Below are 26,383 nucleotides of genomic sequence, written 5' to 3' on the forward strand. Positions count from 1 at the left end.
GAACCCGTCGAGGGGGAACAACCATGTTCGAGAAGATCGCACGAGGCGCCGCCGCACTGGTGCTGACGACCGGAGCCGTCGCAGCGGGCACCGCCACCGCCCGGGCCGGCGAGCAGGGGGCGCAGCAGCGGGACTACGCGGGCTGCAAGGTCGGCTACGCGTGCATGTACCAGAGCCAGGCCGACTGGGAGGCCGGCAAGCCCAGCCACCGCTGGTACACCTACGGGGCCCACAACCTCAGCAACCAGGTCGGCGCGAAGATCGTCTTCAACAACCAGCACTCGGGCGCCAAGATCCAGATGTGCTTCGGCTACAACGGCGCCGACTGCACGGGCGACATCGTCCACAGCTGGAGCTACAAGGCGATCGACATCACGCCGGTGAACAGCGTCCGCCTCTTCGCCTGACGCCCCCGACGGGGTGGGGACGCCCGGCCACGCGCCGCGCCTGCCGCCCCGTCACCACGGTGAGGGCCTCCACGGCGATCCGTGCGGGCCCTCACTCCCGCGCACACGTCTTCCTCGTCCGCCCGATCGCCCACCCCGCCGCCACGGGCGCCCCGTTCGCGACCGCCCCGCACCGGGGTCGTGGGGCATCCGGGGGACGCCGGCGTGTCGCTACGACACCGCGGCTGCCACCGGGGTGCACCGTGGCGTGAAAAAGCCCGTGACGCAGGTGAATCCTTCCTGCGGCCACGGGCCGTGGTGGGGCGGGTGGGACTCGAACCCACGGCCGACGGATTATGAGTCCGCTGCTCTAACCGGCTGAGCTACCGCCCCGTGCGGCGCGTCGCGCACATTTGTGCGCGCCGTCTGCCGCAGCATAGCCGCTCATACGATCTCCTGCTCCGGATGGTCGGCAACGCACGTCCTTGAGGACTGCCGCGGCCCGGCGATGGTTCCCGACGCGCCGGGGAAAGCCGGGAGGAGCCCGGGAGGGGGACCCGAGAGGGGAGCCCGGGAAACGAGAGAGAGGGCCCCGTAGGACCCTCTCTCGTCACTGCTCCCCCGGCTGGACTCGAACCAGCAACCCTCCGGTTAACAGCCGAATGCTCTGCCAATTGAGCTACAGGGGATCGCGCTCCCCCGACTGGACTCGAACCAGTAACCTGCCGGTTAACAGCCGGCTGCTCTGCCAATTGAGCTACAGGGGATTGCTGCGTTGCACCGAACGTACCCACCCGGGGCCTCCCGGACGGCGCGCGCTCGCTGCGACACATACATTAGCGCAAGCTGGGGGGTGCTCCGCCAATCGGTACCGTCCCGGCCTGCCGGGTGTGACCCCCGCCCCCGCGGGCAGGCGGCCGGCAGCGACGCCTACGGAGAAGGGTGGCAGCCATGCGGTACAAGATCACGTTCGCCGTCGGAGCGGCGGTCGGGTACGTCCTGGGCACCAGGGCCGGCCGGGAGCGGTACGAGCAGCTGCGCGCCTCGGCGCGCCGGCTCTCGGAGAACCCCGCCGTCCGCAACGTCACGGAGTCGGCCACGCAGACCGGCCGGCAGGTGGCGGGCCGGGCGTACCACACGGTGAGCGAGCGGGTCGGCGACCGGATGCCGGAGACGGTGTCCGAGCGGGTCAGGTCGCTGCGGGGCCGCGGCCGGGGCACCGAGGACGAGTGGGGCACCAGCAACACCTGACCCGGGCGGGCGCGGGCGTCACCGACGGGCCGGTTCCGGGTCGGAGTACGGCAGAATCTCCTTCATGGGGATAGTCGCCGGGTTGGACAGTTCGTCGGGTTCCACACGCATCGTCGTCTGCGACGCGGACACGGGCGCCGTCCTGCGCCAGGGGTACGCCGCGCACCCCCTCGAGCCGAAGGCGACCGAGGTCGACCCGCAGGCGTGGCTGCTCTCGCTGGGCGAGGCCGCGGCGGGCGGGCTGCTCGAAGGGGTGCAGGCCATCGGCGTCTCCGCGCAGCAGCACGGCCTGGTCCCCCTGGACCACCAGGGCGTCCCCGTGCGGGACGCCCTCGTCGGCAACGACAAGCGGGCGCAGGTCGCGGCCGCGGACCTGGTGGAGTCGCTGGGCGGGCGGCAGGCGTGGGCGGACGCCGTGGGCTGCGTGCCGGGCGCGGCGCACCCCGTGGCGAAGCTCCGGTGGCTGGCCCGTACCGAACCGGACGCCGCGCGGCGGGTCGCCGCGGTCCTCCAGCCGCAGGACTGGCTGGTGTGGCAGCTGCTGGGCCGGCCCGCCCGGCGGACCACCGACCGGGGCGGCGCCTCCGGCACCGGCTACTGGTCGGCGGCCACCGGGGCGTACCGGCCGGACCTGGTCGAGCTCGCGCTGGGCCACCGGGCGGCGCTGCCGGAGGTGCTGGGCCCGGCGGAGGCAGCGGGCGTGACCCCCGAGGGGCTGCTCATCTCCGCCGGCACCGGCGAGACGATGGCCGCCGCGCTGGGCCTGGGGCTCGGCGTCGGGGACGCCGTGGTGTCGCTCGGGGCGTCGGGCTCGGTGATGGCGGTCCACCACACGGCCCTCGCCGACGGCCAGGGCATGATCACCGCGTTCGCCGACGCGGCCGGGACCCACCTGCCGGTGGTGTACACCTCGAACGCCGTGCGGGCGCTGCGCGGCACGGCGGAGATGCTGGGAGTGGCGGGCCTGGAGGAGCTGTCGGCGCTGGCGCTGAAGTCGACGCCGGGCGCCTCGGGGCTGGTGCTCCTGCCCTACCTGGAGGGTGAGCGCACACCGCCGCTGCCGCACACGGCCGGCACGCTGAGCGGGTTGCGCCGCGAGTCGATGAAGCCCGAGCACCTGGCGCGGGCGGCGTTCGAGGGCATGCTCTGCTCCCTCGCCGACGCGATGGACGTGCTGCGCCGGCGCGGCGCCGAGGTGCGGCGGGTGTTCCTGCTGGGTGCCGCGGCGGAGCTGCCGGCCGTGCAGGCGGCGGCGCCCGCGATCTTCGGGGCGCAGGTCGTCGTGCCGCAGCCCGCCGACTACACGGCGCTCGGCGCCGCCCGCCAGGCCGCCTGGGCGCTCGGCACCGCGCACGGCACGCTCGGCCCGCAGACGCCGCCCGCCTGGCGGGGCGCCGCGGCGCAGGTCTTCGAGCCGGGCGAGGAGCTGGCGGTGGGGCAGGCGGTGCGCCAGCAGTACGGCGCGACCCGCGACCAGCTGCACCCGGGGGCGTTCGGCGCCTAGCGCGCGGGGCGGACGGCGCGGGGCGGACGGCGGACGGCGCCCAGCGGGCGGGGCGGACGGCGGACGGCGCCCAGCGGGCGGGGCGGGTGGCGCGGGGTGGGCGGCGCGGGGCGCGGGTCCGCGAAAACCCGTTCGTAACGCGACAGGCCCGCGGGCGATAGTTGAATCCGTGCTCAGACAACTACTCCGCAACCACCTGGCGCCGTACCGGCGGCCCATAGCCTTCCTGGTGGCGCTCCAACTGCTCCAGACGGGCGCCACCCTCTATCTGCCGACGCTCAACGCCGACATCATCGACAAGGGGGTCGTGGTCGGCGACACCGGCTACGTCCTGACGTACGGCGCGGTCATGATCGCGGTCTCCGTGGTGCAGGTGGCGGGCAACATCGGCGCCGTCCACTACGGCGCCAGGACCGCCGCCGCGCTCGGCCGGGACGTGCGGGCGGCCGTCTTCGACCGGGTGCAGTCCTTCTCGGCGCGCGAGCTCGGCCGGTTCGGCGCGCCGTCGCTCATCACCCGCACCACCAACGACGTCCAGCAGGTGCAGACGCTGGTCCTGATGGCGTTCACGCTGATGGTGTCCGCGCCCATCATGTGTGTCGGCGGGATCGTGCTGGCGCTGGGTCAGGACGTGCCGCTGTCGGCGGTGCTGCTGGCCGTGGTGCCGGTGCTGAGCGTGTCCGTGGGGCTGGTCGTGGCGCGGATGCGGCCGCTTTTCCGCACCATGCAGGAGCGGTTGGACACGGTGAACCGGGTGCTGCGCGAGCAGATCACCGGCAACCGCGTCATCCGGGCGTTCGTCCGCGACGCGTACGAGCGCGAGCGGTTCCGGGGCGCGAACCGCGAGCTGACCGACGTGTCGGTCTCCGCGGGGCGGCTGATGGCGCTGATGTTCCCGACCGTGATGACGGTCATCAACTTCTCCAGCGTCGCCGTGGTGTGGTTCGGCGCCCACCGGATCGACGACGGCGGGATGGAGATCGGCGCGCTCACCGCGTTCCTCGCGTACCTGATGCAGATCGTGATGGCCGTGATGATGGCCACCTTCATGTTCATGATGGTGCCGCGGGCCGAGGTGTGCGCCGAGCGCATCGAGGAGGTGCTGCGCACCGAGACGAGCGTGCGCCCGCCCGTCGCGCCGGTGGAAGCGCTGTCGGGGCGCGGCCGGCTGGAGGTCCGGGGCGCCGACTTCCGCTACCCGGGCGCGGAGGAGCCCGTGCTGCGGGGCGTCGACCTGGTGGCCGGGCCGGGTGAGACCACCGCGGTCATCGGCTCGACCGGCAGCGGAAAGTCGACGCTGCTGGGCCTGGTGCCGCGGCTGTTCGACGTGACCGGCGGCCGGGTGCTGGTCGACGGCGTCGACGTGCGGGAGCTGGACCCCGCGGTCATCGCCCGCACGGTGGGGCTCGTCCCGCAGCGGCCGTACCTGTTCTCCGGTACGGTCGCGACGAACCTGCGCTACGGGCGGCCCGACGCGACCGACGACGAGCTGTGGCAGGCGCTGGAGACCGCCCAGGCCGCCGACTTCGTCCGGGATCTGGAGGGCGGGCTGGACGCGCCGATCTCGCAGGGCGGCACCAACGTGTCCGGTGGCCAGCGGCAGCGGCTGGCGATCGCCCGGACGCTGGTGCAGCGGCCGGAGATCTACCTCTTCGACGACTCCTTCTCGGCGCTCGACTACCGGACCGACGCGCGCCTGCGGGCGGCGCTGGCGCGGGACACCGCCGGGGCGACGGTGGTGATCGTCGCGCAGCGGGTGTCGACGATCAGGGACGCCGACCGGATCGTCGTCCTGGACGGGGGCCGGGTCGTGGGGACGGGGCGGCACGCCGAACTCATGGCGGACAACGACACCTACCGGGAGATCGTGCTCTCCCAGCTGACCGAGGCGGAGGCGGCCTGATGGCTCCTGGCGGACCGAGCGCGGGGGGTCCGGGCGACCGGTCCACCGACTTCAAGAACTCCTTCAAGCGGCTGCTGGCGCGGCTGCGGCAGGAGAGGGCCGCGCTGTGGACCATGGTCGCGGCGGGCGTGCTGAGCGTGGCGGCGGCGGTGGTCGGGCCGAAGATACTCGGCCGGGCGACGGACCTGGTGTTCGCCGGGGTCGTCGGCCGCGGCATGCCGGAGGGCGGCACCAAGGAGGAGGCGGTCGCCGCGGTGCGGGAGCGCGGCGACGACGGGCTCGCGGACATGCTGTCGGGGGTGGACTTCACCCCGGGCCGGGGCATCGACTTCGGTGCCGTCGGCGACGTGCTGCTGCTGGCACTGGCCGTGTACACCGTCGCCGGGCTGCTCATGCTGGTGTCGACCCGGATGTCGATCCGCGTCATCAACCGCACCGTGTACCGGCTGCGCGAGGACGTGCAGGCGAAGCTGGAGCGGCTGCCGCTGTCGTACTTCGACCGGGCGCGGCGCGGCGAGGTGCTGAGCCGGGCGACGAACGACCTCGACAACATCGGCCAGACGCTCCAGCAGACCATGGGCCAGCTGATCAACTCGGCGCTGACGGTGCTGGGCGTGCTGGTGATGATGTTCTGGATCTCCCCGCTCCTCGCGCTGGTGGCGCTGGTGACCGTGCCGCTGTCGGTGGTCGTGGCGGCGCGGGTCGGCAAGCGGTCGCAGCCGCAGTTCGTGCGCCAGTGGAAGGCGACCGGCCGGCTCAACGCCCACGTCGAGGAGATGTATTCGGGGCACGCGCTGGTGAAGGTCTTCGGCCGGCAGGAGGAGGCGGCGCGGGACTTCCGCGAGCAGAACGACGAGCTGTACGAGGCGGGGTTCCGGGCGCAGTTCACCTCCGGGCTGATGCAGCCGCTGATGTTCTTCGTGTCGAACGTCAACTACGTGCTGGTCGCGGTGGTCGGCGGGCTGCGGGTGGCGTCCGGGACGCTGTCGATCGGCGACGTGCAGGCGTTCATCCAGTACTCCCGGCAGTTCTCCATGCCGCTGACGCAGCTGGCCTCCATGGCGAACCTGCTCCAGTCCGGCGTCGCGTCGGCGGAGCGGGTCTTCGAGCTGCTGGACGCGCGGGAGCAGCCCGAGTCGCCGGCGCTGGAGCGTCCGGGCCGGCTGGGCGGGGCGGTGGCGCTGGAGTCGGTGTCCTTCCGGTACGAGCCGGACAGGCCGCTCATCGAGGACCTGTCGCTGACGGTGCGACCGGGGCAGACGGTCGCGATCGTCGGGCCGACGGGGGCGGGCAAGACCACCCTCGTCAACCTGCTCATGCGGTTCTACGAGGTCACCTCCGGCCGGATCCTGCTGGACGGCGTGGACGCGGCGCGCATGTCCCGGGAGGAGCTGCGCTCCTCGATCGGGATGGTGCTCCAGGACGCGTGGCTGTTCGGCGGGACCATCGCGGAGAACATCGCGTACGGCGCGGCGGCCGGCCGTGAGGTGACGCGCGCGGAGATCGAGGAGGCGGCGCGGGCCGCGCACGCCGACCGCTTCGTCCGCACGCTGCCCGACGGCTACGACACCGTCCTCGACGACGAGGGGGCGGGGGTCAGCGCCGGCGAGAAGCAGTTGATCACCATCGCGCGGGCGTTCCTGTCGGACCCGGTGATCCTCGTCCTGGACGAGGCGACGAGTTCGGTGGACACGCGCACGGAGGTGCTCATCCAGAAGGCGATGGCGCGGCTCGCCCACGGGCGGACCAGCTTCGTCATCGCGCACCGCCTGTCGACGATCCGCGACGCCGACGTGATCTTGGTGATGGAGAATGGCTCCATCGTCGAACAGGGCACACACGACGGGCTGCTGGCCGCGGAGGGCGCCTACGCCCGCCTGTACGCCGCGCAGTTCGCCGAGGCCGTGGCCGAGGTCGACTGACCGCGCAGGGCAACGAAGGGGGACGGCATGGCGACGGGCTCGGGACCGGAGCACCGCACACCGGACGACGGGACACCGGAGGACCGCGCGCAGGACGGCGGGACGCGCAAGGACGCATCGGAGGGTGCTCCTGACGGCGCCCCCGGCGGTGCGGCGGGTGACGCGTCCGCGGGCGACGGCGAGGCGGGGAAGGCCGGTGGCGGGCTGGGCATCGCGGTCGGTCTGCCCCTGGGCGTCGCGCTGGGCTTGGCGTACGGGGCGGCCACCGGCGACCTGGCGATGGGCATCGCCTTCGGCATCCCCGTCGGCATGGTCCTCGGGGTCGCCTTCGGCTCCGGCCGCCGCGATGGCGGGAAGGCCGGCGGGTAGCCCCGCCGACGGGTGGCCGCGCCGCCGGTCGGCCGGGCCTACGGGCGACGGTCAGTCCAGGTAGCCGCGCAGCTGCTCGGCGTAGGCGTGGTCCCGCAGCTTGCCGAGGGTCTTCGACTCGATCTGGCGGATGCGTTCGCGCGTCACGCCGAAGAGCCGTCCGATCTCCTCCAGGGTGCGGGGCCGGCCGTCGACCAGCCCGTACCGCAGCTGGACGACCTCCCGCTCGCGCTCCCCGAGCGTGGACAGCACGGCCTCCAGGTGCTCCCGGAGGAGCAGGAACGCGGCGGACTCCACGGGGGACGCCGCGTCGCCGTCCTCGATGAGGTCGCCGAGGGCCACGTCGTCCTCCTCGCCGACCGGCGCGTGGAGGGAGACCGGCTCCTGGGCCAGCCGCAGCACCTCGCCGATCCGCTCGGGCGGCAGGTCGAGGTGGGCGGCGACCTCGACGGCGGTGGGCTCCTGCCCGTGCTCCTGGAGCATCCGCCGCTGCACGCGCACCACCCGGTTGATCAGCTCCACGACGTGGACAGGCACGCGGATGGTCCGGGCCTGGTCGGCGACGGCCCGGGACATCGCCTGGCGGATCCACCAGGTGGCGTAGGTGGAGAACTTGTAGCCGCGGGCGTAGTCGAACTTCTCGACGGCGCGGATCAGGCCGAGGTTGCCCTCCTGGACCAGGTCGAGCATGGTCAGGCCGCGGCCGACGTACCGCTTCGCCACGGAGACGACGAGCCGCAGGTTCGCCTCGATGAGGCGGCGCTTGGCCATGCGGCCCATGACGACGAGCGTGTCGAGGTCGTGGGCGAGCCGGGTGTCCGGGTCGGGGGTGCGGGCGAGCTTCTCCTCGGCGAAGAGGCCCGCCTCGACCCGGCGGGCCAGCTCGACCTCCTCGGCGGCGGTGAGCAGCGGGATGCGCCCGATCTCCCGCAGGTACTGCCGGAACAGGTCGGACGACGGCCCGGCGGCCGGGTCCGCGGCGGAGCGCGCCGGGAGGCCCGCCGCGGCCGCCTGCGGGACCGCGTCGTCCGGTACGACCGCCGCCGGTGCCGCGGCGTCCGGGAGCGCGGTGTCGCGGACGGCGTCCGCCGGCGCTCGGGGGTGGTCCTGCGGCCGGCCCGCCAGGGGGATGACGTCGGCGACATCGGTCGGGGTCCGGGTCTGCACGGGGGCGACCTCCAGGTGATCGCTGCCGGTTCGGGGCGTACGGCGGCGGGACGGCGCGGGCCTGCCGCGCCGGTTCACCGTGCCGGTCCGAGGCTGCGCCCCCAGTGTGGGGTACGACACAGGACCGCCACGAGGGTCGTGCGCCCACTTTTTGCGACCGGTGCGTGACGGCGCGACCACGGGTGGACACGGACCGGGGCCGGGCGCGGGCCGGGCGCCGGGCCGGCGCGGCACCGGGCGCGGGGCCGTCAGAGGGCGTCGGCGCCCCGGTTGCGCAGCGACTGCGCGTACTGCTGGAGGACCCACAGCTCGTTCTGGACGGCCGCGAACCGCTCCGGGTCGCCCTGCCCGCCGAGGCGGGTGAGGGAGCCCTGGACGTCGCGGATGCGGCGGTCGACGGCGCGGAGGCGGACCTGGACGAGGTGGTCGCCCGCGTACGTCTCGTCGACGGTGCGCCCGTGGATGACCTCCACGGCCAGCTCCGTGACGAGGGCGCGCACCGTGTCGTCGGGGGCGGCGTCCCGCACCCGCGCCAGGTACTCGGCGGCGTCGTGGACGCCCTGTTCCGCGCCGCCCGCGTCGGCGATGGTACGGCGGACCGCGGCGTAGGGCGGGGCGGTGAACTCGTCGGCGCCGTACGCGTCGAAGGCGGGCGAGACGAGCGCCGGGTACTGGAGGGCGAGCTTGAGCAGCTCCCGCTCGGTGCGGTGGGCGGGGCTGCGGAGGTTCAGCGCGGGCCCGGAGAGGACCACGGGCGCCGCGGCGGACTCGCCGGACGGGGCGTGGCGCGCGGGCGCCGGGCCGCGGCCGCCGCGGTCCCTGGCCCAGCGGGCGAGCTGGGCGACGCGCTTGACGACGAACTGCGTGTCGAGGATGCCGAGCATCCCGGCGAGCTGCACGGCCACCTCGTGCTGCGAGGCGACGTTCTTGATGCGGGCGACGATCGGCGCGGCCTCGTCGAGGGCGGCGGCGCGGCCGGCCGGGGTCTCCAGGTCGTACCGGCCCACGATCTGGCGCAGCGCGAACTCGAAGAGCGGGGTGCGGGGCTCGACGAGGTCCGCGACGGCCTCGTCGCCCTTGGCGAGGCGCAGCTCGCACGGGTCCATGCCGTCCGGGGCGATGGCGATGTAGGTCTCGGCGGCGAACTTCTGGTCGTCCTCGAAGGCGCGCAGCGCGGCCTTCTGGCCGGCGGCGTCGCCGTCGAAGGTGAAGATGACGCGGGCCGAGCCGTTGTCCATCAGCAGCCGGCGGAGGATCTTGATGTGGTCGCCGCCGAAGGCGGTGCCGCAGGTGGCGATGGCGGTGGTGATCCCGGCGAGGTGGCAGGCCATGACGTCGGTGTAGCCCTCGACGACGACGGCCCGGCTGGACTTGGCGATGTCCTTCTTGGCGAGGTCGATGCCGTACAGCACCTGCGACTTCTTGTAGATCGGCGTCTCGGGCGTGTTGAGGTACTTGGGCCCGTTGTCGTCGTCGCGGAGCTTGCGCGCGCCGAAGCCGACGACGTCGCCGCCGACGTCGCGGATGGGCCACATCAGCCGGCCGCGGAACCGGTCGATGGGGTTGCGGCGGCTCTCCTGGGCGAGCCCGGAGACGAGCAGCTCCTTGTCGGTGAAGCCCTTCCCGCGCAGGTAGCGGGTGAGGTGGTCCCAGCCGGCGGGGCTGTAGCCGACGCCGAAGTGCCGGGCGGCGGCCTGGTCGAAGCCGCGCTCGGCGAGGAACGCCCGGCCGATCTCGGCCTCGGCGCCGTCCAGCTGCTCGGCGTAGAACTCGGCGGCGGCCTTGTGCGCCTCGATCAGCCGGATCCGCTCGCCGCGCTGGTGCCCGGGGTTGTAGCCGCCCTCCTCGTACCGCAGCGTGATGCCCGCCTTGCCGGCGAGGCGCTCGACCGTCTCCGAGAAGGAGAGGTGGTCGATCTTCATCACGAAGGCGATGGTGTCCCCGCCCTCCTGGCAGCCGAAGCAGTGGAAGAGGCCCTTGGCGGGGCTGACCTGGAAGGAGGGGGACTTCTCGTCGTGGAAGGGGCACAGGCCCTTGAGGTTGCCGCCGCCCGCGCTGCGCAGCTGGAGGTACTCGGACACGACGGCGTCGATCGGGACCGCGTCCCGTACCGCCTTCACGTCGTCATCGTTGATCCTGCCTGCCACGCAAGGATTCTACGGGGGTCCGGGAGGTCGCCACCCCGGACCGGCACGGCACGGCGGTCCGGGGGCGCCCCCGCCTACGCGGAGGGGAGCAGGGAGCCCAGCGGGACCGCCGGGTCGGCCAGCGCCTCGGGGTCGACGGTGGTGCCCGCCGCGCCCGCCCGGACCAGGGCCTGGACGGGCCCGGTGACGTCCCACACGTTCACGTTCATCCCGGCCAGGACCCGGCGGTCCTTCAGCCAGAACGCGATGAACTGGCGCCTCCCCGCGTCACCGCGCAGCACGACCTGGTCGTACGAGCCGGGCGGGGCCCAGCCGGAGTACTCCAGGCCCAGGTCGTACTGGTCGGAGAAGAAGTACGGCACCCGGTCGTAGGAGACGTCGCGGCCGAGCATGGCGCGGGCGGCGGCGGGGCCGCCGTTGAGGGCGTTCGCCCAGTGCTCGACGCGCAGCCGGACGCCGAGGAGGGGGTGGTCGGCGGCGGCGACGTCGCCGGCGGCGTGGATGCGGGGGTCGGAGGTGCGCAGCGCGGCGTCGACCGCGACGCCGCCGCCGAGGGCGGGGTCGACGAGGGCGAGCCCGGCGGCCTCGGCGAGCGCGGTGCGCGGGGTGGCGCCGACCGCCACGAGCACGGCGTGCGCCGGGTGCTCCTCGCCGTCCTCGGTGCGCGCGGCGAGCACCATGCCGTCCTGGCCGACGATCTCGGACAGGCGGGTGCCGAGCGCGAAGCGGACGCCGTGGCCGGCGTGCAGGTCGGTGAAGAACTGGCCGAGCTCGGGGCCGAGCGCGTGGTGGAGCGGGGTGGGGGCCGGTTCGACGACCGTCACCTCGGCGCCGTAGCCGCGGGCCGCCGCCGCGACCTCCAGGCCGAGCCACCCGGCGCCCGCGACGACGAGGTGGCCGTTGCCGCGGCCGAGGGCGGCGAGGACGCCTTGGAGCCGGTCGGCGTCGGCGAGGCCGCGCAGGTGGTGGACGCCGAGGAGGCCGGTGCCGGGCACGTCGAGGCGGCGCGGCTCGGCGCCGGTGGCCAGGAGCAGCTTGTCGTAGTGGATCGTGGCGCCGTCGCCGAGCCGGACCGCCCGCTGCTCGCGGTCGACGGCGGTGACGGGCTGTCCGAGGTGCAGCTCGACGTCCGCCCCGGCGTACCAGGCGGGCTCGTGGACGAAGACGCCGTCGCGCGGGTCCTTGCCGGCGAGGTAGCCCTTGGAGAGCGGCGGCCGTTCGTAGGGGTGGTCGCGTTCGTCACCGACGAGGATCACCCGGCCGGAGAACCCTTCGGCGCGGAGCGTCTCCGCCGCCTTGGCGCCGGCCAGTCCCCCGCCCACGATGACGAAGGTCTCATCTGCGTCGACCACTTGTCGCCTCCCACCGGAATGCACCGTACGTCCTTGTCCACGCTACGCCCCGGCCCCCCGTGGGGCCCCGGGCACCTAGGGAGGGTCCCGCACGGCGGGTGGGTGCGGAAGAGGACCTACCGAGCGCGGGGTGCCGTGAGGCGGGCGTGCAGGGCGCGCGCGGAGGTGTCGGTGAAGGAGGCGATCTGGTCGACGACGACCCGCTTGCGGGCGCGGTCGTCGGGGGCGGCCTCGAACAGGGCGCGGAACTGGGGGTCGAGGTCGTCGGGGGCGCGCCGCACGAGCGCCTCGGCGAGCTCGGCGATGACGACGCGCTGGTCGGCGCGGAGGGCCTCCTGCTCGGCGCGCTGCATCACGTACCGGTCGGCGACGGCCTTGAGGACGGCGCACTCGTTGCGGGTCTCGCGGGGGACGACGAGGCGGGCGCCGTACCGGGTGAGCCGGCCCGATCCGTACGCCTGGCGGGTCGCGGCCTCGGCGGCGAGGCAGAAGCGGCCGATGAGCTGGCTGGTGGCGTCCTTGAGCCGGGCCTGGGCGAGGGCGGTGCCGTCGTAGCCGTGCGGCCACCACTCCTGTCCGAGGAGCCGGTCGAGGGCCTCGGCGAGCTCCTGCGGGTCGGTGTCGGCGGGGACGTAGCGGCCGGCGGCGACGCGCCAGATGTCGGCGCGTTCGGGGGCGGAGAGGAGGAGGCGCGGGTCGATGTGGCCGGCGTGCAGGCCGTCCTCGACGTCGTGGACGGAGTAGGCGACGTCGTCGGACCAGTCCATGACCTGCGCCTCGAAGCAGGTGCCGCCCTCGGGGGCGCCGAGGCGGACCCACTCGAAGACGGGCAGGTCGTCCTCGTAGACGCCGAACTTCGGGGAGTGCGGGTCGGTGGGGTGCGCGCCGCGCGGCCAGGGGTACTTGGTGGCGGCGTCGAGGGCGGCGCGGGTGAGGTTGAGGCCGACGCTGACGGGCTCGCCGCCGGGGCCTCCGGGGACGAACCGCTTGGGTTCGATGCGGGTGAGCAGCCGCAGTGACTGGGCGTTGCCCTCGAAGCCGCCGCAGTCCTTGGCGAACTCGTTGAGCGCCTGCTCGCCGTTGTGCCCGAAGGGCGGGTGGCCCATGTCGTGGGCGAGGCAGGCGGCCTCGACGAGGTCGGGGTCGCAGCCGAGGGCGGCGCCCAGCTCGCGGCCGACCTGCGCGCACTCCAGGGAGTGGGTGAGCCGGGTGCGGGGGCTGGCGTCCCACGCGGCGAGGGTTCCGGGGGTGACGACCTGCGTCTTGCCGGCGAGCCGGCGCAGGGCGGCGGAGTGCAGGACGCGGGCCCGGTCGCGCTGGAAGGCGGTGCGGCCGGGGCGCTTGTCGGGTTCGGCGGCCCAGCGTTCCGTGGCCGTCTCGTCGTACGGGCCGGACGCGGGGCCGGCCCCGGCGTGCTGCGGGTGGTTCGTGAGGTTCGCGTGGTTCGTGTCGGTCGCCTGGGTCGTGCCTTCCATGCCGTTCATGCAGTGAAGGTAACCGCAGGGGGTGACGGTGATGCGCGCGGTGCGTCAGACGGAGGCGTACGCGGGGGGAACGGGCGCCGCGCCGCGGGCGAGGGCCCGGTCGTAGCGGTGCAGGACGAGGCGGGCGAGCGCCGGGTGCGGGCCGAGGGGCGCGGAGGCGAGCCAGGGCGCGGCGGCGGCGCTGCGGGTGGCGAAGAGGCCGGGTGCGGTGAAGCAGGAGGCCACGGCCACCCGGGTGCGGCCGCGGGCGGCGAGGGCCCGGACGGCTTCGGGGACGGTGGGCGCGGCGGCGGAGGCGTAGGCGGCGACGACGGGTACGCCGCCGAGGCGTGCGCCGAGGAGCGCGGCGAGGGCCGGGATGCCGCCGGTGGCGGGGCCGTCGGTGGCAGGGCCGTCGGGGAGGTGGGCGGCGCCGTCGGGGAGGTGGGCGGCGCCGTCGGGGAGGTGGGCGGCGCCGTCGGGGAGGTGGGCGGCGCCGTAGTCGGGGTCGCGGGAGCCGGCCGCGGCGAGGACGACCCCGGCGTGGCGGCGGGTCGCCGGGTCGTCGTCGCGCCAGCCCGCCTCGACGAGCCGGTCGTGCAGCGCCTCGGCGAGGAGCGGGTGGGGGCCGAGCGGGTCGGCGACCCGGACGCGGGTGCGGGGGGCGGCGGCCTCGGCGGCGCGGGGCAGGTCGTGCTTGACGTGGTGGCCGCGGCCGAAGAGGAGCGGGACGAGGACGGCGTCGCCGCCCGCGGGCAGGGCGTCCAGGGTGTCGGGGAGCAGCGGGGCGTTCAGTTCGATGTGGCCGAGCCGGACCGGCAGGCCGGGGCGCAGCGCGCGGACCCGGTCGAGCAGGGCGGTCACGGTGGGCAGGGCCCGCGGGTCGCGGCTGCCGTGGGCGACGGCGACCAGGGTGGGGGGCCGGTGGGATGGGCTCATGGCGGCGCCTGCGCGTTCCGTCGGGGATGGGACCGTGGTGCCGATCCTGGCGGAGGCAGGTTGCCGGGGTGTTGCGCGGCGGTCACGGGTGGTTTGGCGCCCGCTCACCGGCCCGTCGGGCGGCCCGTCAGTCCTCGGCGAGCCAGATCCGCAGCGGTCCGGCGTCGGTGAAGCCGTGCCCGAGGGCCGCCGCGAGGCCGTCGCCGTGCTCGTACCCGACGACGGGGAGGCCCGGGTGGCGGGCGGCGGCCGCGGCGAGGCAGGCGGGCCACGCCTCGGCGGCCTCGCCGAAGAGGTTGGACACGCCGACGGCTCCGGTGCGGTGGCCGGGGTCGGGGGCGGGGCTGTGACCAGAGCCGGAGCCGTTACCGGGGCCGGGTCGGGGGTCGGGGTCGTGGCTGAGGACGGCGCCGGAGGTGATCCGGCCGTCGGGTGCGCGGCCGGCGAGGACGGTGACGCCGGGGTCGGCGAGGAGGGCGGGACGGAAGAGGCCGCCGGTCGCGCCGCCGCCCCAGGCGCGCTCCCAGTCGGCGAGCGCGGCGGCCGTACGGACCGGCTCCCACGGCGCGGACGGGGCGGCCGGCGCGGGGCCGGCGGGGCGGTGGATCCAGCGGGCCTCGAAGAGGACGCGGAAGCCGTGGGGCGCCAGGTCGAGCGCGGCGAAACCGTCCTTGACCGAACAACCGGGGGCGGTGCGGTCGACCCCGCCGAGGACGTCGTCGGGTGTGGCGTCGGCGCGGAGGGTGACGGCGTCCGGGTAGAGCGGCGGCGTGCGCCGGGCGGAGGTCCAGGCGCGGTCCCCGAAGGTGCCGGGCGGCAGGTCGTGGGCGCGGCACATGGCGGCGCACCACCGGGCGTTGTCGAGGGCGGCGGTCAGCACCCGGGCATGGTGCCAGGCGGCGGTCGGCAGGGGCGCGCGCTTTTCCCGCCCCCCTTTCCCACTTCCCCTCCCACCGTTCCGCTCTTCCGCTGAGTGGAATATATTTTCCGTTCACGGTCGGGGTGGTTCGCGGAGGGGGACGGTGGCGGTCATGGGAGGTGCGGTGGCACTGCACCGGCGTGTGCTCGCCGAGCTGGTCGGTACGGGGGCGCTCGTCGCCGCCGTCGTCGGGTCGGGCATCCAGGCCGCCGGGCTCAGCGACGACGTCGGCGTACGGCTGCTGGCGAACTCGCTCGCGTCGGCGATCGGGCTCGGGCTGCTCCTCGCGCTGCTCGGCCCGGTCTCCGGAGGGCACCTCAACCCCGTCGTCACCCTGTGCGCGTGGTGGTACCGCCGCCGTGGCGCGGAGCCCGTCCCCGCGCGCGACGTCGGGCTCTACCTCGCCGCCCAGCTGGTGGGCGCGGCGGCCGGGGCGCTGCTCGCCGAGGCGATGTTCGGGCGGACGCCGGGCGCCAGCGGCTGGACCTGGGCGACGCAGGTGCGGTCGGACGGTCACCTGCTGCTCGGTGAGACGGTCGCCACCGCCGGGCTCGTCCTGCTGGTCGTGGGCCTGGAGCGGCTGGGCCGCACCGAGCTGGCACCGGTCGCGGTCGCCGCGTACGTGGCCGCAGCGATCTGGTTCACCTCGTCCGGGTCGTTCGCCAACCCGGCCGCCACCGTGGGGCGCTCCCTCACCGACTCGTTCACCGGGATCGCGCCCGGCTCCCTGCCCGGCTTCGTCGCCGCGCAGCTCGCCGGCGCGGTGCTGGGCGGGGTCCTCGCCCACGTGGTGTACGGGGGCCGCGCCGCGCCGCCGCCGGGGCCCCGCCCGGACGGCCCCGGCCGCCCGGAGGGGCCGGGGGCCCCCGCGGGACCCGGGACCCCGGCCTGAGCCCGGCGCCCGGCCCGGCCGCCGTCGGTCCGCGGCCCTCGGTCCGAAGGACCATGGCGCGGGGCGGCGGCGCCCGGCGACACTGGCCCCATGGACACCCTGTCGCCCGCGCGCGCCGACGCCTACCTGCGCCGCATCGGCGCCGACCGCCCCGCCCGCCCCACCGAGGCCGCCCTGCGCGACCTCCAGCTGCGCCACCTGATGGCGGTGCCCTTCGAGAACCTCTCGATCCACCTGGGCGAGGACGTCGTGCTGTCGGAGGAGGCGCTCGTCGCGAAGATCGTGGACGGGCGGCGCGGCGGCTTCTGCTACGAGTTGAACGGGGCGTTCGCGGCGCTGCTGCGCACGCTCGGCTACCGGGTGGAGCTGCTCCAGGCCCGGGTGTTCGACGAGGACGGCCGCCCGGGCATCCCGTACGACCACCTCGCGCTGCGGGTGCGGGCCGCGGACGGCGGCGGCCGGGCCTGGCTGGTCGACGTGGGCTTCGGCGACCACAGCCTCCACCCGCTGCGGCTCGACGACCCGGGCGACCAGCACGACCCCGCGGGCGTGTTCCGCCTGGTCCCGAGCGCGGAGCCGGGCGCGGCCGGCGACCTCGACGTGGTGCGGGACGGCACGCCCCGCTACCGGCTGGAGCCGCGGCCGCGCGTCCTGCGCGACTTCGCGGCCGGCGCCTGGTGGCACCGCACGTCGCCCGAGTCGCCCTTCACCCGGGCGCCGCTGTGCTCGCTGCCGACCGCGCGGGGCCGGGTCACGCTCAGCGGCCGCCGGCTCATCACCACCGACGGCGGGGAGCGGCGGGAGCACGAGCCGGCGGGGGACGGCGAACTCCTGGCCGCCTACCGCGAGCACTTCGGCGTGGACCTGGACCGGGTGCCCGTGCCGCTGCACCCCCGCCCCTGAACCGCGCCCCGGCGGCCGAGCCGGCTCTGGGGCGGTGGAGCCGCGCCGGGCGGTGCCATCCTGGGACGGTGGACGTCCCCGACCCGAGGAGCGCGAGCGTGCCCGAGGTGCAGCCCGTACCGACCGTGCTGACCGTACTGACCACCACCGACTCCGCGGCGAAGGCCGAGGAGCTGGCCCGGAGCGCGGTCGAGGCGCGGGTCGCCGCCTGCGCGCAGGTCTCCGGGCCGGTGACGTCGGTGTACCGCTGGGAGGGCGCCGTGGAGACCGCGCAGGAGTGGCAGGTGCTGTTCAAGACGGCCGCCACCCGCTACGACGCGCTGGAAACCCACCTCCGCGCCCGCCACGACTACGCGACTCCGGAGATCATCGCCACGCCGGTGGTCCGGGGCGGCGCCGACTACCTGGCGTGGGTCGGCCGGGAGACGGCCGGGTGAGCGCCGCCGAGCTGCCGTTCTTCGTGTACGGGACGCTGCGGCCCGGCGAGGCCAACCACCGCCTGTTCCTGGCGGGTCGCACCGCCGCCGAGGAGCCGGCCCACCTCCCCGGCGCCGCCCTGCACGACGGCCCCGGCTACCCGTACGCGGTGCCGGGCGGCCCCGGTGAGGTGGTGGTCGGCGACCTGGTGCACGCCGCGCCCGGCGGGTACCGCGAACTGCTCTCGGTGCTGGACCGGTTGGAGGAGTACCTCGGGCCCGGCCACCCGCTGAACCTGTACGAGCGGCTGCCCCGCGACACCGTGCGGCTGCGGGACGGGGCCGTCGTCCGGGCGTGGGTGTACGTCCCGGCGCCGCGCACCGTGCCCGGGGCGCCGATCCCGGGCGGTGACTGGCTCAGTCGCCGGCCGGTTCCAGACGTACCGCGCACACCTTGAACTCGGGCATCCGGGACGTGGGGTCGAGTGCCGGGTTGGTGAGGGTGTTGGCGCGGCCCTCGCCCGGCCAGTGGAACGGCATGAAGACCGTGTCGGGCCGGATGGACGTGGTGACGCGGGCCGGGGCGACGGCCCGCCCGCGCCGCGACACGACCGCCACCCGCTGCCCGTCGGCGACCCCGATCCGCTCGGCGAGCCGCGGGTGCAGCTCGACGAACGGCCCCGGGGCGGCGGCGTTCAGCTCGGCGACCCGCCGGGTCTGGGCGCCCGACTGGTACTGCGCGACGACCCGGCCCGTCGTGAGCACCACGGGGTACTCCTCGTCCGTCTCCTCGGCCGCCGCGCGGTGCGTGACCGGGACGAACCTCGCCCGGCCGTCGGGGGTCGCGAACCGGTCGAGGAAGAGCCTCGGCGTGCCCGGGTGGTCGGGGTCGGGGCAGGGCCAGAAGACGCCGTCCTCCTCCACGATGCGCCGGTAGCTGATGCCCGCGTAGTCGGCGGCGCCGCCCGCGGAGGCGCGGCGCAGCTCGTCGAAGACCTCCTCGGGGTCGGTCGGGAAGCCCTTCTCCCAGCCGAGCAGCGCGGCGATCCCGTTCAGCACCTCCAGGTCGGTGCGCACCCCGTCGGGCGGGGTGAGCGCGCGGCGGCGCAGCAGGACGCGGCCCTCCAGGTTGGTGGTGGTGCCGGTCTCCTCGGCCCACTGCGTGACGGGCAGGACGACGTCGGCGAGGGCGGCGGTCTCCGACAGCACGACGTCGGCGACGGCGAGGAAGTCCAACGACCGCAGCCGCTCCTCGACGTGCGCGGCGCGCGGCGCGGAGACGACCGGGTTGGAGCCCATCAGCAGCAGCGCCCGCACGTCCGAGCCGAGCGCGTCGAGCAGTTCGTACGCGCTGCGGCCCGGGCCGGGCAGGGTGTCGGGGTCGACGCCCCACACGGCGGCGACGTGGGCGCGCGCCTGCGGGTCGTCGAGCTTGCGGTAGCCGGGCAGCTGGTCGGCCTTCTGGCCGTGCTCGCGCCCGCCCTGGCCGTTGCCCTGGCCGGTCAGGCAGCCGTAGCCGGACAGGGGCCGGCCGGCGCGGCCGGTGGCCAGGCAGAGGTTGATCCAGGCGCCGACGGTGTCGGTGCCCTTCGACTGCTGCTCGGGGCCGCGGGCGGTGAGCACCATGCCGCTTCCCGCGTCGCAGAACATCCGCACCGTCTCGCGCAGCGCGGGCACCGGTACGCCGGTGATGCGCTCGACCAGCGCCGGCCAGTGGGACATCGCGGCGGCGCGGGCCCCGGCCCAGCCGGTGGTGCGGCTCTCGACGAACTCCTCGTCCACGCGCCCCTCGGCGACGACGAGGTGGAGCAGCCCGAGGGCGAGCGCCAGGTCGGTGCCGGGGCGGGGCGCGAGGTGCAGGTCGGCCTGTTCGGCGGTGCGGGTGCGGCGGGGGTCGACGACGACGAGCCTGCCGCCGTTCTCCCGCAGCTCGGTCAGGTACCGCAGGGCGGGCGGCATGGTCTCGGCGAGGTTCGAGCCGACCAGGATGACGCAGCCGGTGCGCGGCAGGTCCTCCAGCGGGAAGGGCAGCCCGCGGTCGAGGCCGAACGCCCTGGTGTGCGCGGCGGCGGCCGACGACATGCAGAAGCGGCCGTTGTAGTCGATCTGCGAGGTGCCGAGGACGAGCCGGGCGAACTTGCCGAGGCTGTACGCCTTCTCGTTGGTGAGCCCGCCGCCGCCGAACACGCCGACCGCGTCGGGGCCGTGTGCGGCGCGGGTGCGGCGCAGCCCGTCGGCGACGGCGCGCAGCGCCTCCTCCCAGGTGGCCGGTTCCAGTTCGCCCGTGGCGGGGCGCCGGACGAGCGGACCGGTCAGCCTGACCCGGGAGGAGAGCACGGCGGGGGCGGTGCGTCCCTTGCCGCACAGCGCCCCCCGGTTGACGGGGAAGTCGGTGCGCTCCACGACGTCGACGCCGCCGCCCTCGACGGGCCGGAGGTCCATCCCGCACTGGAGGGCGCAGTACGGGCAGTGCGTGGAGGTGGTGGCGAGCATGCCGTCGAGCCTGCGGGGCGCGTGTTACGGCCAGGGTGCCCCTGTATTACGCAGGCGGTACGTCGCGCTCCGGCGGCGGGGGCGGTGCCGGTGAGCGCCCCCGGGCGCCGGGGCGGCGGTTCAGCCGGCCGCGGCGAGCGCCCTGGCGACGCCGGGCTCCTGGCGGCCGAGGAACGTCGGGTCCGGCCGCAGCACCACGTCCGCCGCCGCCTTCCCCGCGGCGGCCAGCTCGCGGACCTGCCCCTGGTACCAGACGGCGTCGCGCGGCTCGCCGACGCCGACGCCGTACGAGTCGACGCCCGCCGCCCGGCACAGGGCCACGGCCCGGCGGATGTGGAAGTCCTGGGTGACGAGGACCGCCCGGTCCACCCCGAAGATCCGCTTCGCGCGGACGCACGAGTCCCAGGTGTCGAAACCCGCGTGGTCGCTGACGACGCGGTCCGCCGGCACGCCGTGCTCGACGAGGTAGGCGCGCATGGCGTCGGGCTCGTCGTACTCGACGCGGCCGTTGTCGCCGGTGACGAGGACGACCTTCACCTTGCCGGTGCGGTACAGCTCGGCCGCGGCGTCCAGGCGGTGGGCGAGGTAGGCGGTCGGGCGGCCCTTCCACAGCCCGGCGCCGAAGACCACGGCCACGTCCCGGGCGGGCACGTCGGCGGTGGTGCGGAGGCTGTCGGCGGTGCTGGTGCGCAGCCAGGTCGCCGGCGCGAGCGCCAGGACGCAGGCCAGTACCGCGCCCCGCACCAGCCACCGCCGGCCGCGGCGGGTGCCGCCGCGCGGCGTCCTCGGCCCTGTCGTGCGCCGCATCGGGCCCCCTCCCGTCGTGGGCGGTGCGCCCACCGCGCCCACCTCGTGCCGTCCCGCCCTGTCCGACGCGCCGCCCGCCTCCCCGGTTCACCGGGGAGGGCGGGCGGCGGGTGTGACATGTGTCGCTCCGGCCGGGGGGGAGGGGGGGTCGAGCCCTCCGTCAGACGGCGCCGAGGTCCCCGCTCCGCACGCCCGCCACGAAGGAGGCGAACGCGCCTGCGCTGAAGCCCAGCACCGGGCCCGCCGGGTCCTTGGAGTCACGGACCGGGACCACACCACGCGAGCCGACGAGGTTGACCGCGACCTCAACGCAGTCGCCGCCGTTGCTGCTGTACGAGGACGTGAAGAACTGCGGTTCGGTCACGGTGCGCCCCTTCGAAGCTGCTTGATCATAGCCACGGACTCCCCTTGCGAGCGGGCTTCGGCCTGCAACTGATGGTAGGCCGTCATCATGGACTGAACGACCCGGCTGTCTCGGTCCAAATGCCCCTGGATTGCCGACTCTGCGTAGACGACCGCCGACCGATCCGGCAGCGTGACCAGTCGCACCGGCAGATCGAAGGCCCTCTGCTCCCCCAGGCCATACGGAGCCACTTGCAGCACAGTGGTGGGCAGCTCGGCAAACGCCACCAGCCAGTCCAACTGGGCCGCCATGACCCCCGCTCCCCCTACCGGGCGCCGGATGCAGCTCTCATCCAGCACCGCGAAGACGAGTGGCGGGGGAGTCCGCTCCAGGGATGCCTGTCGCTCGGCCAGAAGAGCCAGCCGTTCTTCTGCCTGCTGCTCGGTGATGGCGCCCCGCCGTACCGCTCCCGTGGCGATGGCTGCCGCGTACTCCGGAGTCTGGAGCAAACCCGGAATGATCCCCAACTCGAACAGCCGGATCTCCGCGGCGCGCACCTCGTGCGCTGCGTACTCCGGGAAGCCCTCCAGTATCGCCGAGTTGCGTACGGCCCGCCCCTGCCGTTCCAGCTGGTCGCCCGTACCAAGCGCCCTGTCAGCGCTGTGCGCAAAGCGAGGAGTTGGCGACCGTCGCCCAGTTTCGACGGCCGAGATGTGCGTTCCGGAGTACCCCATCCGGGCCGCCAGATCGTCCTGTGTCCATCCGCGCTCGTCCCGCAACCTGCGCAGACGCTCCCCGAACCGAGCCTTCGGTGAAGTGTTCGGGTCCAGCTCCTTGCGATTCACCGTCCTTCTCCCAACTCTCCGTGCAGATTACGCAAGTTGAAGGGCTCCTCACCCTAGGCCACGCTGGCGCCCCTGGGTAGTCGAAGCACTACGGAGAGGAGTGAAGGTGTCCGAAGGTGACGTCCCCACGGAGGGCCGCGAGCCCCTGCACGCCCCCACCCCCGGCACGCTCGTGGTGGACACCGGCCGGGGGGACCGGTTGGGGGAGTTCCGGGGGGTCGCCGGCCCCTACTGGTCGCTGCGGCCCGTCGGCGGCGGGCCCGAGTGGGAGGCCGAGCCCGGGGCCGTGCGCCGGGCGACCCGCGCGGAGCGGCTGCACGTGGAGCTGGAGCGGTGGAACGCCCGTAGCCGGGGTGAGCGGCTGTGACCGGGGCGTACCCCGGGCCCCGTGCGGGGCGGCCGAGGAGCGGCGCCCACGAACAGGTCCACCGGGACCGGGCGGAGATCGTCCGGCGCTACCGGGATGGAACGTCCGTCCACCGGCTCGCCCTGGACTACGGGGTCTACCCCGCGTGGCTCGCGCGCCGGCTCGACGACTGGGGCGTGCCCCGCCGGGACTCGCGGGCGGCACACGCGCTGCGCCGCCGGTGACGCGGGGCGCGGGTCGAGGGCCGCTCCCGTCGGCCCGGCGGGGTCACGCGGCCGCCGTCGCGAACTGCGCGGCGTGCAGCCGGGCGTACGCGCCGTCCGCCGCCAACAGCTCGTCGTGGCTGCCACGTTCCACGATGCGGCCCGCCTCCATCACGAGGATCACGTCCGCGTCCCGGATGGTGGAGAGGCGGTGGGCGATGACGAAGGAGGTGCGGCCCTCGCGCAGCGCGGCCATGGCGCGCTGGATCAGCACCTCGGTGCGGGTGTCGACGGCGCTGGTCGCCTCGTCCAGGATGAGGACGGCCGGCTCGACGAGGAACGCGCGCGCCAGGGTGAGCAGTTGCCGCTCCCCCGCGCTGAGCCCGACGCCGTCCTCGTCGAGGACGGTGTCGTAGCCGTCGGGAAGGGTGCGGACGAAGCGGTCGGCGTGCGCCGCCACGGCCGCCGCCACGATCCGCTCGCGCGGGACGTCGCCGGGGAGGCCGTAGGCGATGTTCTCGGCGATCGTGCCGCCGAAGAGCCAGGTGTCCTGGAGGACCATGCCCATGCCGGCGCGCAGCTGCCCGCGCGGTACGGAGGTGATGTCGGTGCCGTCGAGGAGGATGCGGCCGCCGGTCGTCTCGTGGAAGCGCATGAGCAGGTTGACCAGGGTGGTCTTGCCCGCGCCGGTGGGGCCGACGATGGCGACGGTGCGGCCGGGGTCCACGGTGAGGGAGAGGTCCTCGATGAGGGGCCGGTCGGGGTCGTAGCGGAAGGTCACCCGGTCGAAGACGACGCGGCCCTCGCCCCGTGCGGGCCGCGGGGCGGCACCGGGCCGGACGGCGGTCGGGGCGGCGCCGGGCCGGAGGGCGGTCGGGGCGGGGTCGGGGGTCTCCTCCTCCGCGTCGAGGTGCTCGAAGACGCGCTCGGCGGAGGCGACGGCGGACTGCAGGAGGTTGGCCATGGCGGCGATCTGGTTGACCGGGCCGTTGAACTCGTAGGAGTACTGGACGAACGCCTGCACGTCGCCGATGGAGAGCGTCCCGGACGCCACCCGCAGCCCGCCGACGACGGCGACGAGGACGTAGTTCAGGTTGCCGACGAAGGTCATCGCCGGCTGGATGAGGCCGGAGACGAACTGGGCGCGGAAGCTCGCCCGGTACAGCTCGTCGCCGAGGGCGTCGAACGCCTCCACCGCCTCCCGGCTGCGGCCGAAGACCCGTACCTCGGCGTGGCCGGAGTACATCTCCTCGATGTGGCCGTTGAGCCGGCCGGTGACGGCCCACTGCTTGACGAACTGCGGCTGGGCCCGCTTGCCGATGCGCGCGGCGACGAGGACGGAGACGGGCACCGTGCCGAGGGCGACCAGGGCGAGCAGCGGGGAGATCCACACCATCATCACCAGCACGCCGACGACGGTGAGCAGGGCGCGGGTCATCGGGATGAACGCCTGCTGCATGGTCTGGACGACGTTGTCGATGTCGTTGGTGGTCCGGCTGAGCACCTCCCCGCGCGGCTGGTGGTCGAGGTGCGCGAGGGGCAGCCGGGACAGCTTGGCCTGCGCCCGGGCGCGCAGCCGGTGCCCGGCCCGGTGGACGGCGGTCATCACGAGCCGGGCCTGCACCCAGGCGAGGACGGCGGAGGCGGCGGCGACGGCCAGGACGGTGGCCAGCAGCCGGGCGACGGCCCGGAAGTCGACGCCGCCGGGCGTGCCGGCCCCCGTGACGACGAGGTCGGTGGCGTCGCCGAGGAGCTTGGGGATGAGGACGGCCAGGGCGACGTACCCGGTGGCGGCGGCGAGCGAGCCGAGCAGCAGGGCGCGTTCCGGTGCGAAGGTGCGCAGCAGGCGCAGCCCGGAGCGGCGGAAGTCGAGCGAGCGCTCCAGGGCGGGGGCGGCGGGCCGGCCGGGTCCTTGCTGCTGCGCCCCGGCGGCCGGGCCGCGCCGCTCGGGGGAGGTGCGCCGCTCGGGGGAGGTGCGCCGCTCGGGCGTGCTGCGCTGCCGGGGGACGGCGGGCCGTGCGGACGGGGTGCGCGGGGCGGGGCGGTTCATGCGGCGTCCTCCTCGGTGAGCTGGGAGAGGACGATCTCCCGGTAGGTGGGGTCGTCCCGCAGCAGTTCCTCGTGGGTGCCGGTGGCGACGACTCGGCCCTCGTCGAGGACGACGATCCGGTCGGCGCCGCGGACGGTGGCGACGCGCTGGGCGACGAGGACGACGGTGGCGCCGGCGGTCTCCTCGGCCAGCGCGGCGCGCAGGAGGGCGTCAGTGCGGTTGTCGAGCGCCGAGAAGGAGTCGTCGAAGAGGTAGACCGCGGGCCGGGCGACCAGGGTGCGGGCGATGGCGAGGCGCTGGCGCTGGCCGCCGGAGAGGTTGGTGCCGCCCTGGTCGACGGGGGCGTGGAGGCCCTGGGGGAGCGCCTCGACGAACTCCCGGGCCTGGGCGACGCCGAGGGCGTGCCACAGCTCCTCGTCGGTGGCGTCCGGCCGGCCGTAGCGGAGGTTGGAGGCGATCGTGCCGGAGAACAGGTAGGGCTTCTGCGGGACGAGGCCGACGGTGCGGGCGCGCAGCTCCGGGTCGAGCGTCCGGACGTCGGCGCCGCCGATGCGGACCTCCCCGGCCGTCGGGTCGGACAATCGCGCCACCAGGCCCAGCAGGGTGCTCTTGCCGCTGCCGGTGGGGCCGATGACGGCGGTGGTGCGGCCGGGTCGGGCGGTGAGCGAGACACCGCGCAGGACGGGGTCCTGCGCGCCCGGGTAGCCGAAGTGGACGTCGCGGACCTCCAGCCGGCCCGGGTCGCGCAGGCCGCGCACCGGGGCGGCGGGCGGCGCCAGGGACGGTTCGGTGTCGAGGACCTCGCGGATGCGGGCGGCGCTGACCTCGGCCCGCGGCAGCTGCATGAGCAGGAACATCGTCATCATGACGGCCATGAAGATCTGGAGCAGGTAGCCCAGGAAGGCGATGAGGGCGCCGGCCTGGAGGGTGCCGTCCGCCAGGCGGTGGCCGCCGACCCACAGGATCGCCACCGTGGCCACCTCCCACACGACGATGACGAGCGGGTACATGAGGGCGGTCAGCCGGCCGACCCGCAGCGACACGGCCGTCAGCGCGTCGTTGGCGGCGCCGAACCTGCGCTGCTCGTGGTCGTCGCGGACGAAGGCGCGGACGACCCGGACGCCGCCGATCTGCTCGCGCAGCACCTGGTTGACCCGGTCGACGCGCTCCTGCGTGGTGCGGAAGAGCGGCGGCATGCGGCGGACGACGAGCAGGACGGCACCGGCGAGCACCGGCACGAACAGCAGCAGGAGCAGGGCGAGGGGGACGTCCTGGGCGAGGGCCAGGGCGGTGCCGCCGACGCACATCAGGGGGGCCGCGACCAGGGTGGTCAGGGCGAGCACCGTCAGGGTCTGGACCTGCTGCACGTCGTTGGTGGTGCGGGTGATGAGGGAGGCGGGGCCGAAGCGCCGCACCTCCCGTACGGAGAACTCCTGGACGTGGCGGAACACCTCCGCCCGCAGGTCGCGGCCCACGCCCATGGCGACGCGGGCCGCGGCGAACACGGCGGCGCCGGCCGCGGCGATCTGGAGCAGGGTGACGGCGAGCATGGCGCCGCCGGTGCCGAGGACGTGCCCGGTGTCGCCGCGCAGGACGCCGCCGTTGACGAGGTCGGCGTTGAGGGTGGGCAGCAGGAGGCCGGCGAGGGACTGCACGAGTTGGAGGACGACGACGAGGACGAGTAACCGCCGGTAGGGGCGGACGCGGGTGCGGAGCAGCGGCAGCAGCACGGTGACCGCTCC

The 26,383-nt window shown here is 75.1% G+C and carries 24 protein-coding genes and 3 tRNA genes; 12 read left to right on the forward strand and 15 right to left on the reverse strand.

Annotated elements, in window-relative coordinates; translation table 11 throughout:
* The first annotated feature begins 23 nt into the window (after positions 1 to 23).
* Positions 24 to 407 carry a hypothetical protein gene (locus LPA54_RS14575; protein WP_228977572.1) on the forward strand — a complete coding sequence of 128 codons (384 nt, stop codon included), beginning with the start codon at positions 24 to 26 and terminating at the stop codon, positions 405 to 407.
* Between the two features lie 295 nt (positions 408 to 702).
* Here LPA54_RS14575 and LPA54_RS14580 read toward each other — a convergent pair.
* The 3 genes from LPA54_RS14580 to LPA54_RS14590 form a co-directional block, all read right to left on the reverse strand.
* Positions 703 to 779: transfer RNA gene (locus LPA54_RS14580), tRNA-Ile, on the reverse strand.
* Between the two features lie 223 nt (positions 780 to 1,002).
* Positions 1,003 to 1,075, reverse strand: a tRNA-Asn gene (locus LPA54_RS14585).
* 5 nt (positions 1,076 to 1,080) lie between these two features.
* Positions 1,081 to 1,153, reverse strand: a tRNA-Asn gene (locus LPA54_RS14590).
* Positions 1,154 to 1,337: 184 nt separating this feature from the next.
* On the opposite strand from LPA54_RS14590, the gene LPA54_RS14595 reads away from it, so the two are divergent.
* From LPA54_RS14595 to LPA54_RS14615, 5 genes are all read left to right on the forward strand, one after another.
* Positions 1,338 to 1,637 (forward strand): YtxH domain-containing protein, encoded by a 300-nt coding sequence (locus LPA54_RS14595; protein WP_228977573.1) that lies wholly within the window; start codon positions 1,338 to 1,340, stop codon positions 1,635 to 1,637.
* Between the two features lie 64 nt (positions 1,638 to 1,701).
* On the forward strand, positions 1,702 to 3,141 hold the full coding sequence (locus tag LPA54_RS14600; RefSeq protein ID WP_228977575.1) for an FGGY family carbohydrate kinase: 1,440 nt from the start codon (positions 1,702 to 1,704) through the stop codon (positions 3,139 to 3,141).
* 169 nt (positions 3,142 to 3,310) lie between these two features.
* A complete protein-coding gene (locus tag LPA54_RS14605) occupies positions 3,311 to 5,044 on the forward strand; it encodes an ABC transporter ATP-binding protein (protein ID WP_228977577.1) in 1,734 nt (577 codons plus the stop codon).
* Complete coding sequence (locus tag LPA54_RS14610; RefSeq protein ID WP_306806500.1) at positions 5,041 to 6,966, forward strand: ABC transporter ATP-binding protein; 1,926 nt, start codon at positions 5,041 to 5,043, stop codon at positions 6,964 to 6,966. The genes LPA54_RS14605 and LPA54_RS14610 overlap by 4 nt, the downstream gene beginning before the upstream one ends.
* A gap of 27 nt (positions 6,967 to 6,993) precedes the next feature.
* Entirely contained in the window at positions 6,994 to 7,335 is a 342-nt protein-coding gene (locus tag LPA54_RS14615) for a hypothetical protein (RefSeq protein WP_228977582.1), read from the forward strand.
* Positions 7,336 to 7,386: 51 nt separating this feature from the next.
* Here LPA54_RS14615 and LPA54_RS14620 read toward each other — a convergent pair whose 3' ends face one another.
* The 6 genes from LPA54_RS14620 to LPA54_RS14645 form a co-directional block, all read right to left on the reverse strand.
* The gene (locus LPA54_RS14620) at positions 7,387 to 8,502 is read right to left on the reverse strand and encodes an RNA polymerase sigma factor (protein ID WP_308112848.1); all 1,116 of its coding nucleotides are present in this window, start codon (positions 8,500 to 8,502) and stop codon (positions 7,387 to 7,389) included.
* A 248-nt stretch (positions 8,503 to 8,750) separates the two neighbouring features.
* A complete protein-coding gene (gene dnaG, locus LPA54_RS14625; RefSeq protein ID WP_228977585.1) occupies positions 8,751 to 10,649 on the reverse strand; it encodes a DNA primase in 1,899 nt (632 codons plus the stop codon).
* Between the two features lie 74 nt (positions 10,650 to 10,723).
* The gene (locus LPA54_RS14630) at positions 10,724 to 12,001 is read right to left on the reverse strand and encodes an FAD-dependent oxidoreductase (RefSeq protein WP_228977587.1); all 1,278 of its coding nucleotides are present in this window, start codon (positions 11,999 to 12,001) and stop codon (positions 10,724 to 10,726) included.
* A gap of 116 nt (positions 12,002 to 12,117) precedes the next feature.
* Positions 12,118 to 13,476 carry a deoxyguanosinetriphosphate triphosphohydrolase gene (locus LPA54_RS14635; protein WP_228977649.1) on the reverse strand — a complete coding sequence of 453 codons (1,359 nt, stop codon included), beginning with the start codon at positions 13,474 to 13,476 and terminating at the stop codon, positions 12,118 to 12,120.
* Between the two features lie 54 nt (positions 13,477 to 13,530).
* On the reverse strand, positions 13,531 to 14,403 hold the full coding sequence (locus LPA54_RS14640) for a sirohydrochlorin chelatase (protein ID WP_228977589.1): 873 nt from the start codon (positions 14,401 to 14,403) through the stop codon (positions 13,531 to 13,533).
* 127 nt (positions 14,404 to 14,530) lie between these two features.
* Complete coding sequence (locus LPA54_RS14645) at positions 14,531 to 15,241, reverse strand: hypothetical protein (protein WP_228977651.1); 711 nt, start codon at positions 15,239 to 15,241, stop codon at positions 14,531 to 14,533.
* Between the two features lie 193 nt (positions 15,242 to 15,434).
* Here LPA54_RS14645 and LPA54_RS14650 point away from each other — a divergent pair, with 193 nt between their 5' ends.
* The 4 genes from LPA54_RS14650 to LPA54_RS14665 all read left to right on the forward strand — a co-directional run bounded on the left by LPA54_RS14650 (position 15,435) and on the right by LPA54_RS14665 (position 17,991).
* Entirely contained in the window at positions 15,435 to 16,214 is a 780-nt protein-coding gene (locus tag LPA54_RS14650) for an aquaporin (RefSeq protein ID WP_228977590.1), read from the forward strand.
* A gap of 90 nt (positions 16,215 to 16,304) precedes the next feature.
* Positions 16,305 to 17,117, forward strand: a complete 813-nt coding sequence (locus LPA54_RS14655) for an arylamine N-acetyltransferase (protein WP_228977593.1) — start codon at positions 16,305 to 16,307, stop codon at positions 17,115 to 17,117.
* A 98-nt stretch (positions 17,118 to 17,215) separates the two neighbouring features.
* Entirely contained in the window at positions 17,216 to 17,554 is a 339-nt protein-coding gene (cutA, locus tag LPA54_RS14660; protein WP_228977595.1) for a divalent-cation tolerance protein CutA, read from the forward strand.
* A complete protein-coding gene (locus LPA54_RS14665; protein WP_228977597.1) occupies positions 17,551 to 17,991 on the forward strand; it encodes a gamma-glutamylcyclotransferase family protein in 441 nt (146 codons plus the stop codon). The genes cutA and LPA54_RS14665 overlap by 4 nt, the downstream gene beginning before the upstream one ends.
* On the opposite strand, the gene LPA54_RS14670 is transcribed toward LPA54_RS14665, so the two are convergent.
* From LPA54_RS14670 to LPA54_RS14685, 4 genes are all read right to left on the reverse strand, one after another.
* Positions 17,951 to 20,026 (reverse strand): molybdopterin oxidoreductase family protein, encoded by a 2,076-nt coding sequence (locus LPA54_RS14670; protein WP_228977600.1) that lies wholly within the window; start codon positions 20,024 to 20,026, stop codon positions 17,951 to 17,953. The genes LPA54_RS14665 and LPA54_RS14670 overlap by 41 nt on opposite strands.
* 120 nt (positions 20,027 to 20,146) lie before the next feature.
* Positions 20,147 to 20,833 carry a vancomycin high temperature exclusion protein gene (locus LPA54_RS14675; protein ID WP_228977601.1) on the reverse strand — a complete coding sequence of 229 codons (687 nt, stop codon included), beginning with the start codon at positions 20,831 to 20,833 and terminating at the stop codon, positions 20,147 to 20,149.
* A 160-nt stretch (positions 20,834 to 20,993) separates the two neighbouring features.
* A complete protein-coding gene (locus LPA54_RS14680) occupies positions 20,994 to 21,197 on the reverse strand; it encodes a DUF397 domain-containing protein (RefSeq protein WP_228977604.1) in 204 nt (67 codons plus the stop codon).
* The gene (locus LPA54_RS14685) at positions 21,194 to 22,021 is read right to left on the reverse strand and encodes a helix-turn-helix transcriptional regulator (protein ID WP_228977606.1); all 828 of its coding nucleotides are present in this window, start codon (positions 22,019 to 22,021) and stop codon (positions 21,194 to 21,196) included. The genes LPA54_RS14680 and LPA54_RS14685 overlap by 4 nt, the downstream gene beginning before the upstream one ends.
* A 106-nt stretch (positions 22,022 to 22,127) precedes the next feature.
* Here LPA54_RS14685 and LPA54_RS14690 point away from each other — a divergent pair, with 106 nt between their 5' ends.
* A complete protein-coding gene (locus LPA54_RS14690) occupies positions 22,128 to 22,388 on the forward strand; it encodes a hypothetical protein (protein WP_228977607.1) in 261 nt (86 codons plus the stop codon).
* Positions 22,385 to 22,612, forward strand: coding sequence for a hypothetical protein (locus LPA54_RS14695; protein WP_228977608.1), 228 nt, complete (start codon positions 22,385 to 22,387; stop codon positions 22,610 to 22,612). The genes LPA54_RS14690 and LPA54_RS14695 overlap by 4 nt, the downstream gene beginning before the upstream one ends.
* Before the next feature lie 43 nt (positions 22,613 to 22,655).
* Here LPA54_RS14695 and LPA54_RS14700 read toward each other — a convergent pair whose 3' ends face one another.
* Together LPA54_RS14700 and LPA54_RS14705 are read right to left on the reverse strand one after the other, a co-directional pair.
* The gene (locus LPA54_RS14700; protein WP_228977609.1) at positions 22,656 to 24,641 is read right to left on the reverse strand and encodes an ABC transporter ATP-binding protein; all 1,986 of its coding nucleotides are present in this window, start codon (positions 24,639 to 24,641) and stop codon (positions 22,656 to 22,658) included.
* Entirely contained in the window at positions 24,638 to 26,371 is a 1,734-nt protein-coding gene (locus LPA54_RS14705) for an ABC transporter ATP-binding protein (protein ID WP_228977613.1), read from the reverse strand. The genes LPA54_RS14700 and LPA54_RS14705 overlap by 4 nt, the downstream gene beginning before the upstream one ends.
* Positions 26,372 to 26,383: the final 12 nt, after the last annotated feature.

The sequence above is a fragment of the Streptomyces sp. DH12 genome, assembly GCF_020873895.1.
Taxonomy (GTDB): Bacteria; Actinomycetota; Actinomycetes; order Streptomycetales; family Streptomycetaceae; genus Streptomyces.

Excerpts from the sequence above, each read along its gene's own strand:
- LPA54_RS14575 (WP_228977572.1), top strand. The coding sequence starts at position 24 with ATGTTCGAGAAGATCGCACGAGGCGCCGCCGCACTGGTGCTGACGACC.
- LPA54_RS14595 (WP_228977573.1), top strand. The coding sequence starts at position 1,338 with ATGCGGTACAAGATCACGTTCGCCGTCGGAGCGGCGGTCGGGTACGTC.
- LPA54_RS14600 (WP_228977575.1), top strand. The coding sequence starts at position 1,702 with ATGGGGATAGTCGCCGGGTTGGACAGTTCGTCGGGTTCCACACGCATC.
- LPA54_RS14615 (WP_228977582.1), top strand. The coding sequence starts at position 6,994 with ATGGCGACGGGCTCGGGACCGGAGCACCGCACACCGGACGACGGGACA.
- LPA54_RS14635 (WP_228977649.1), bottom strand. The coding sequence starts at position 13,476 with ATGGAAGGCACGACCCAGGCGACCGACACGAACCACGCGAACCTCACG.
- LPA54_RS14640 (WP_228977589.1), bottom strand. The coding sequence starts at position 14,403 with ATGAGCCCATCCCACCGGCCCCCCACCCTGGTCGCCGTCGCCCACGGC.
- LPA54_RS14645 (WP_228977651.1), bottom strand. The coding sequence starts at position 15,241 with ATGTGCCGCGCCCACGACCTGCCGCCCGGCACCTTCGGGGACCGCGCC.
- LPA54_RS14650 (WP_228977590.1), top strand. The coding sequence starts at position 15,435 with ATGGGAGGTGCGGTGGCACTGCACCGGCGTGTGCTCGCCGAGCTGGTC.
- LPA54_RS14655 (WP_228977593.1), top strand. The coding sequence starts at position 16,305 with ATGGACACCCTGTCGCCCGCGCGCGCCGACGCCTACCTGCGCCGCATC.
- LPA54_RS14670 (WP_228977600.1), bottom strand. The coding sequence starts at position 20,026 with ATGCTCGCCACCACCTCCACGCACTGCCCGTACTGCGCCCTCCAGTGC.
- LPA54_RS14675 (WP_228977601.1), bottom strand. The coding sequence starts at position 20,833 with ATGCGGCGCACGACAGGGCCGAGGACGCCGCGCGGCGGCACCCGCCGC.
- LPA54_RS14700 (WP_228977609.1), bottom strand. The coding sequence starts at position 24,641 with ATGAACCGCCCCGCCCCGCGCACCCCGTCCGCACGGCCCGCCGTCCCC.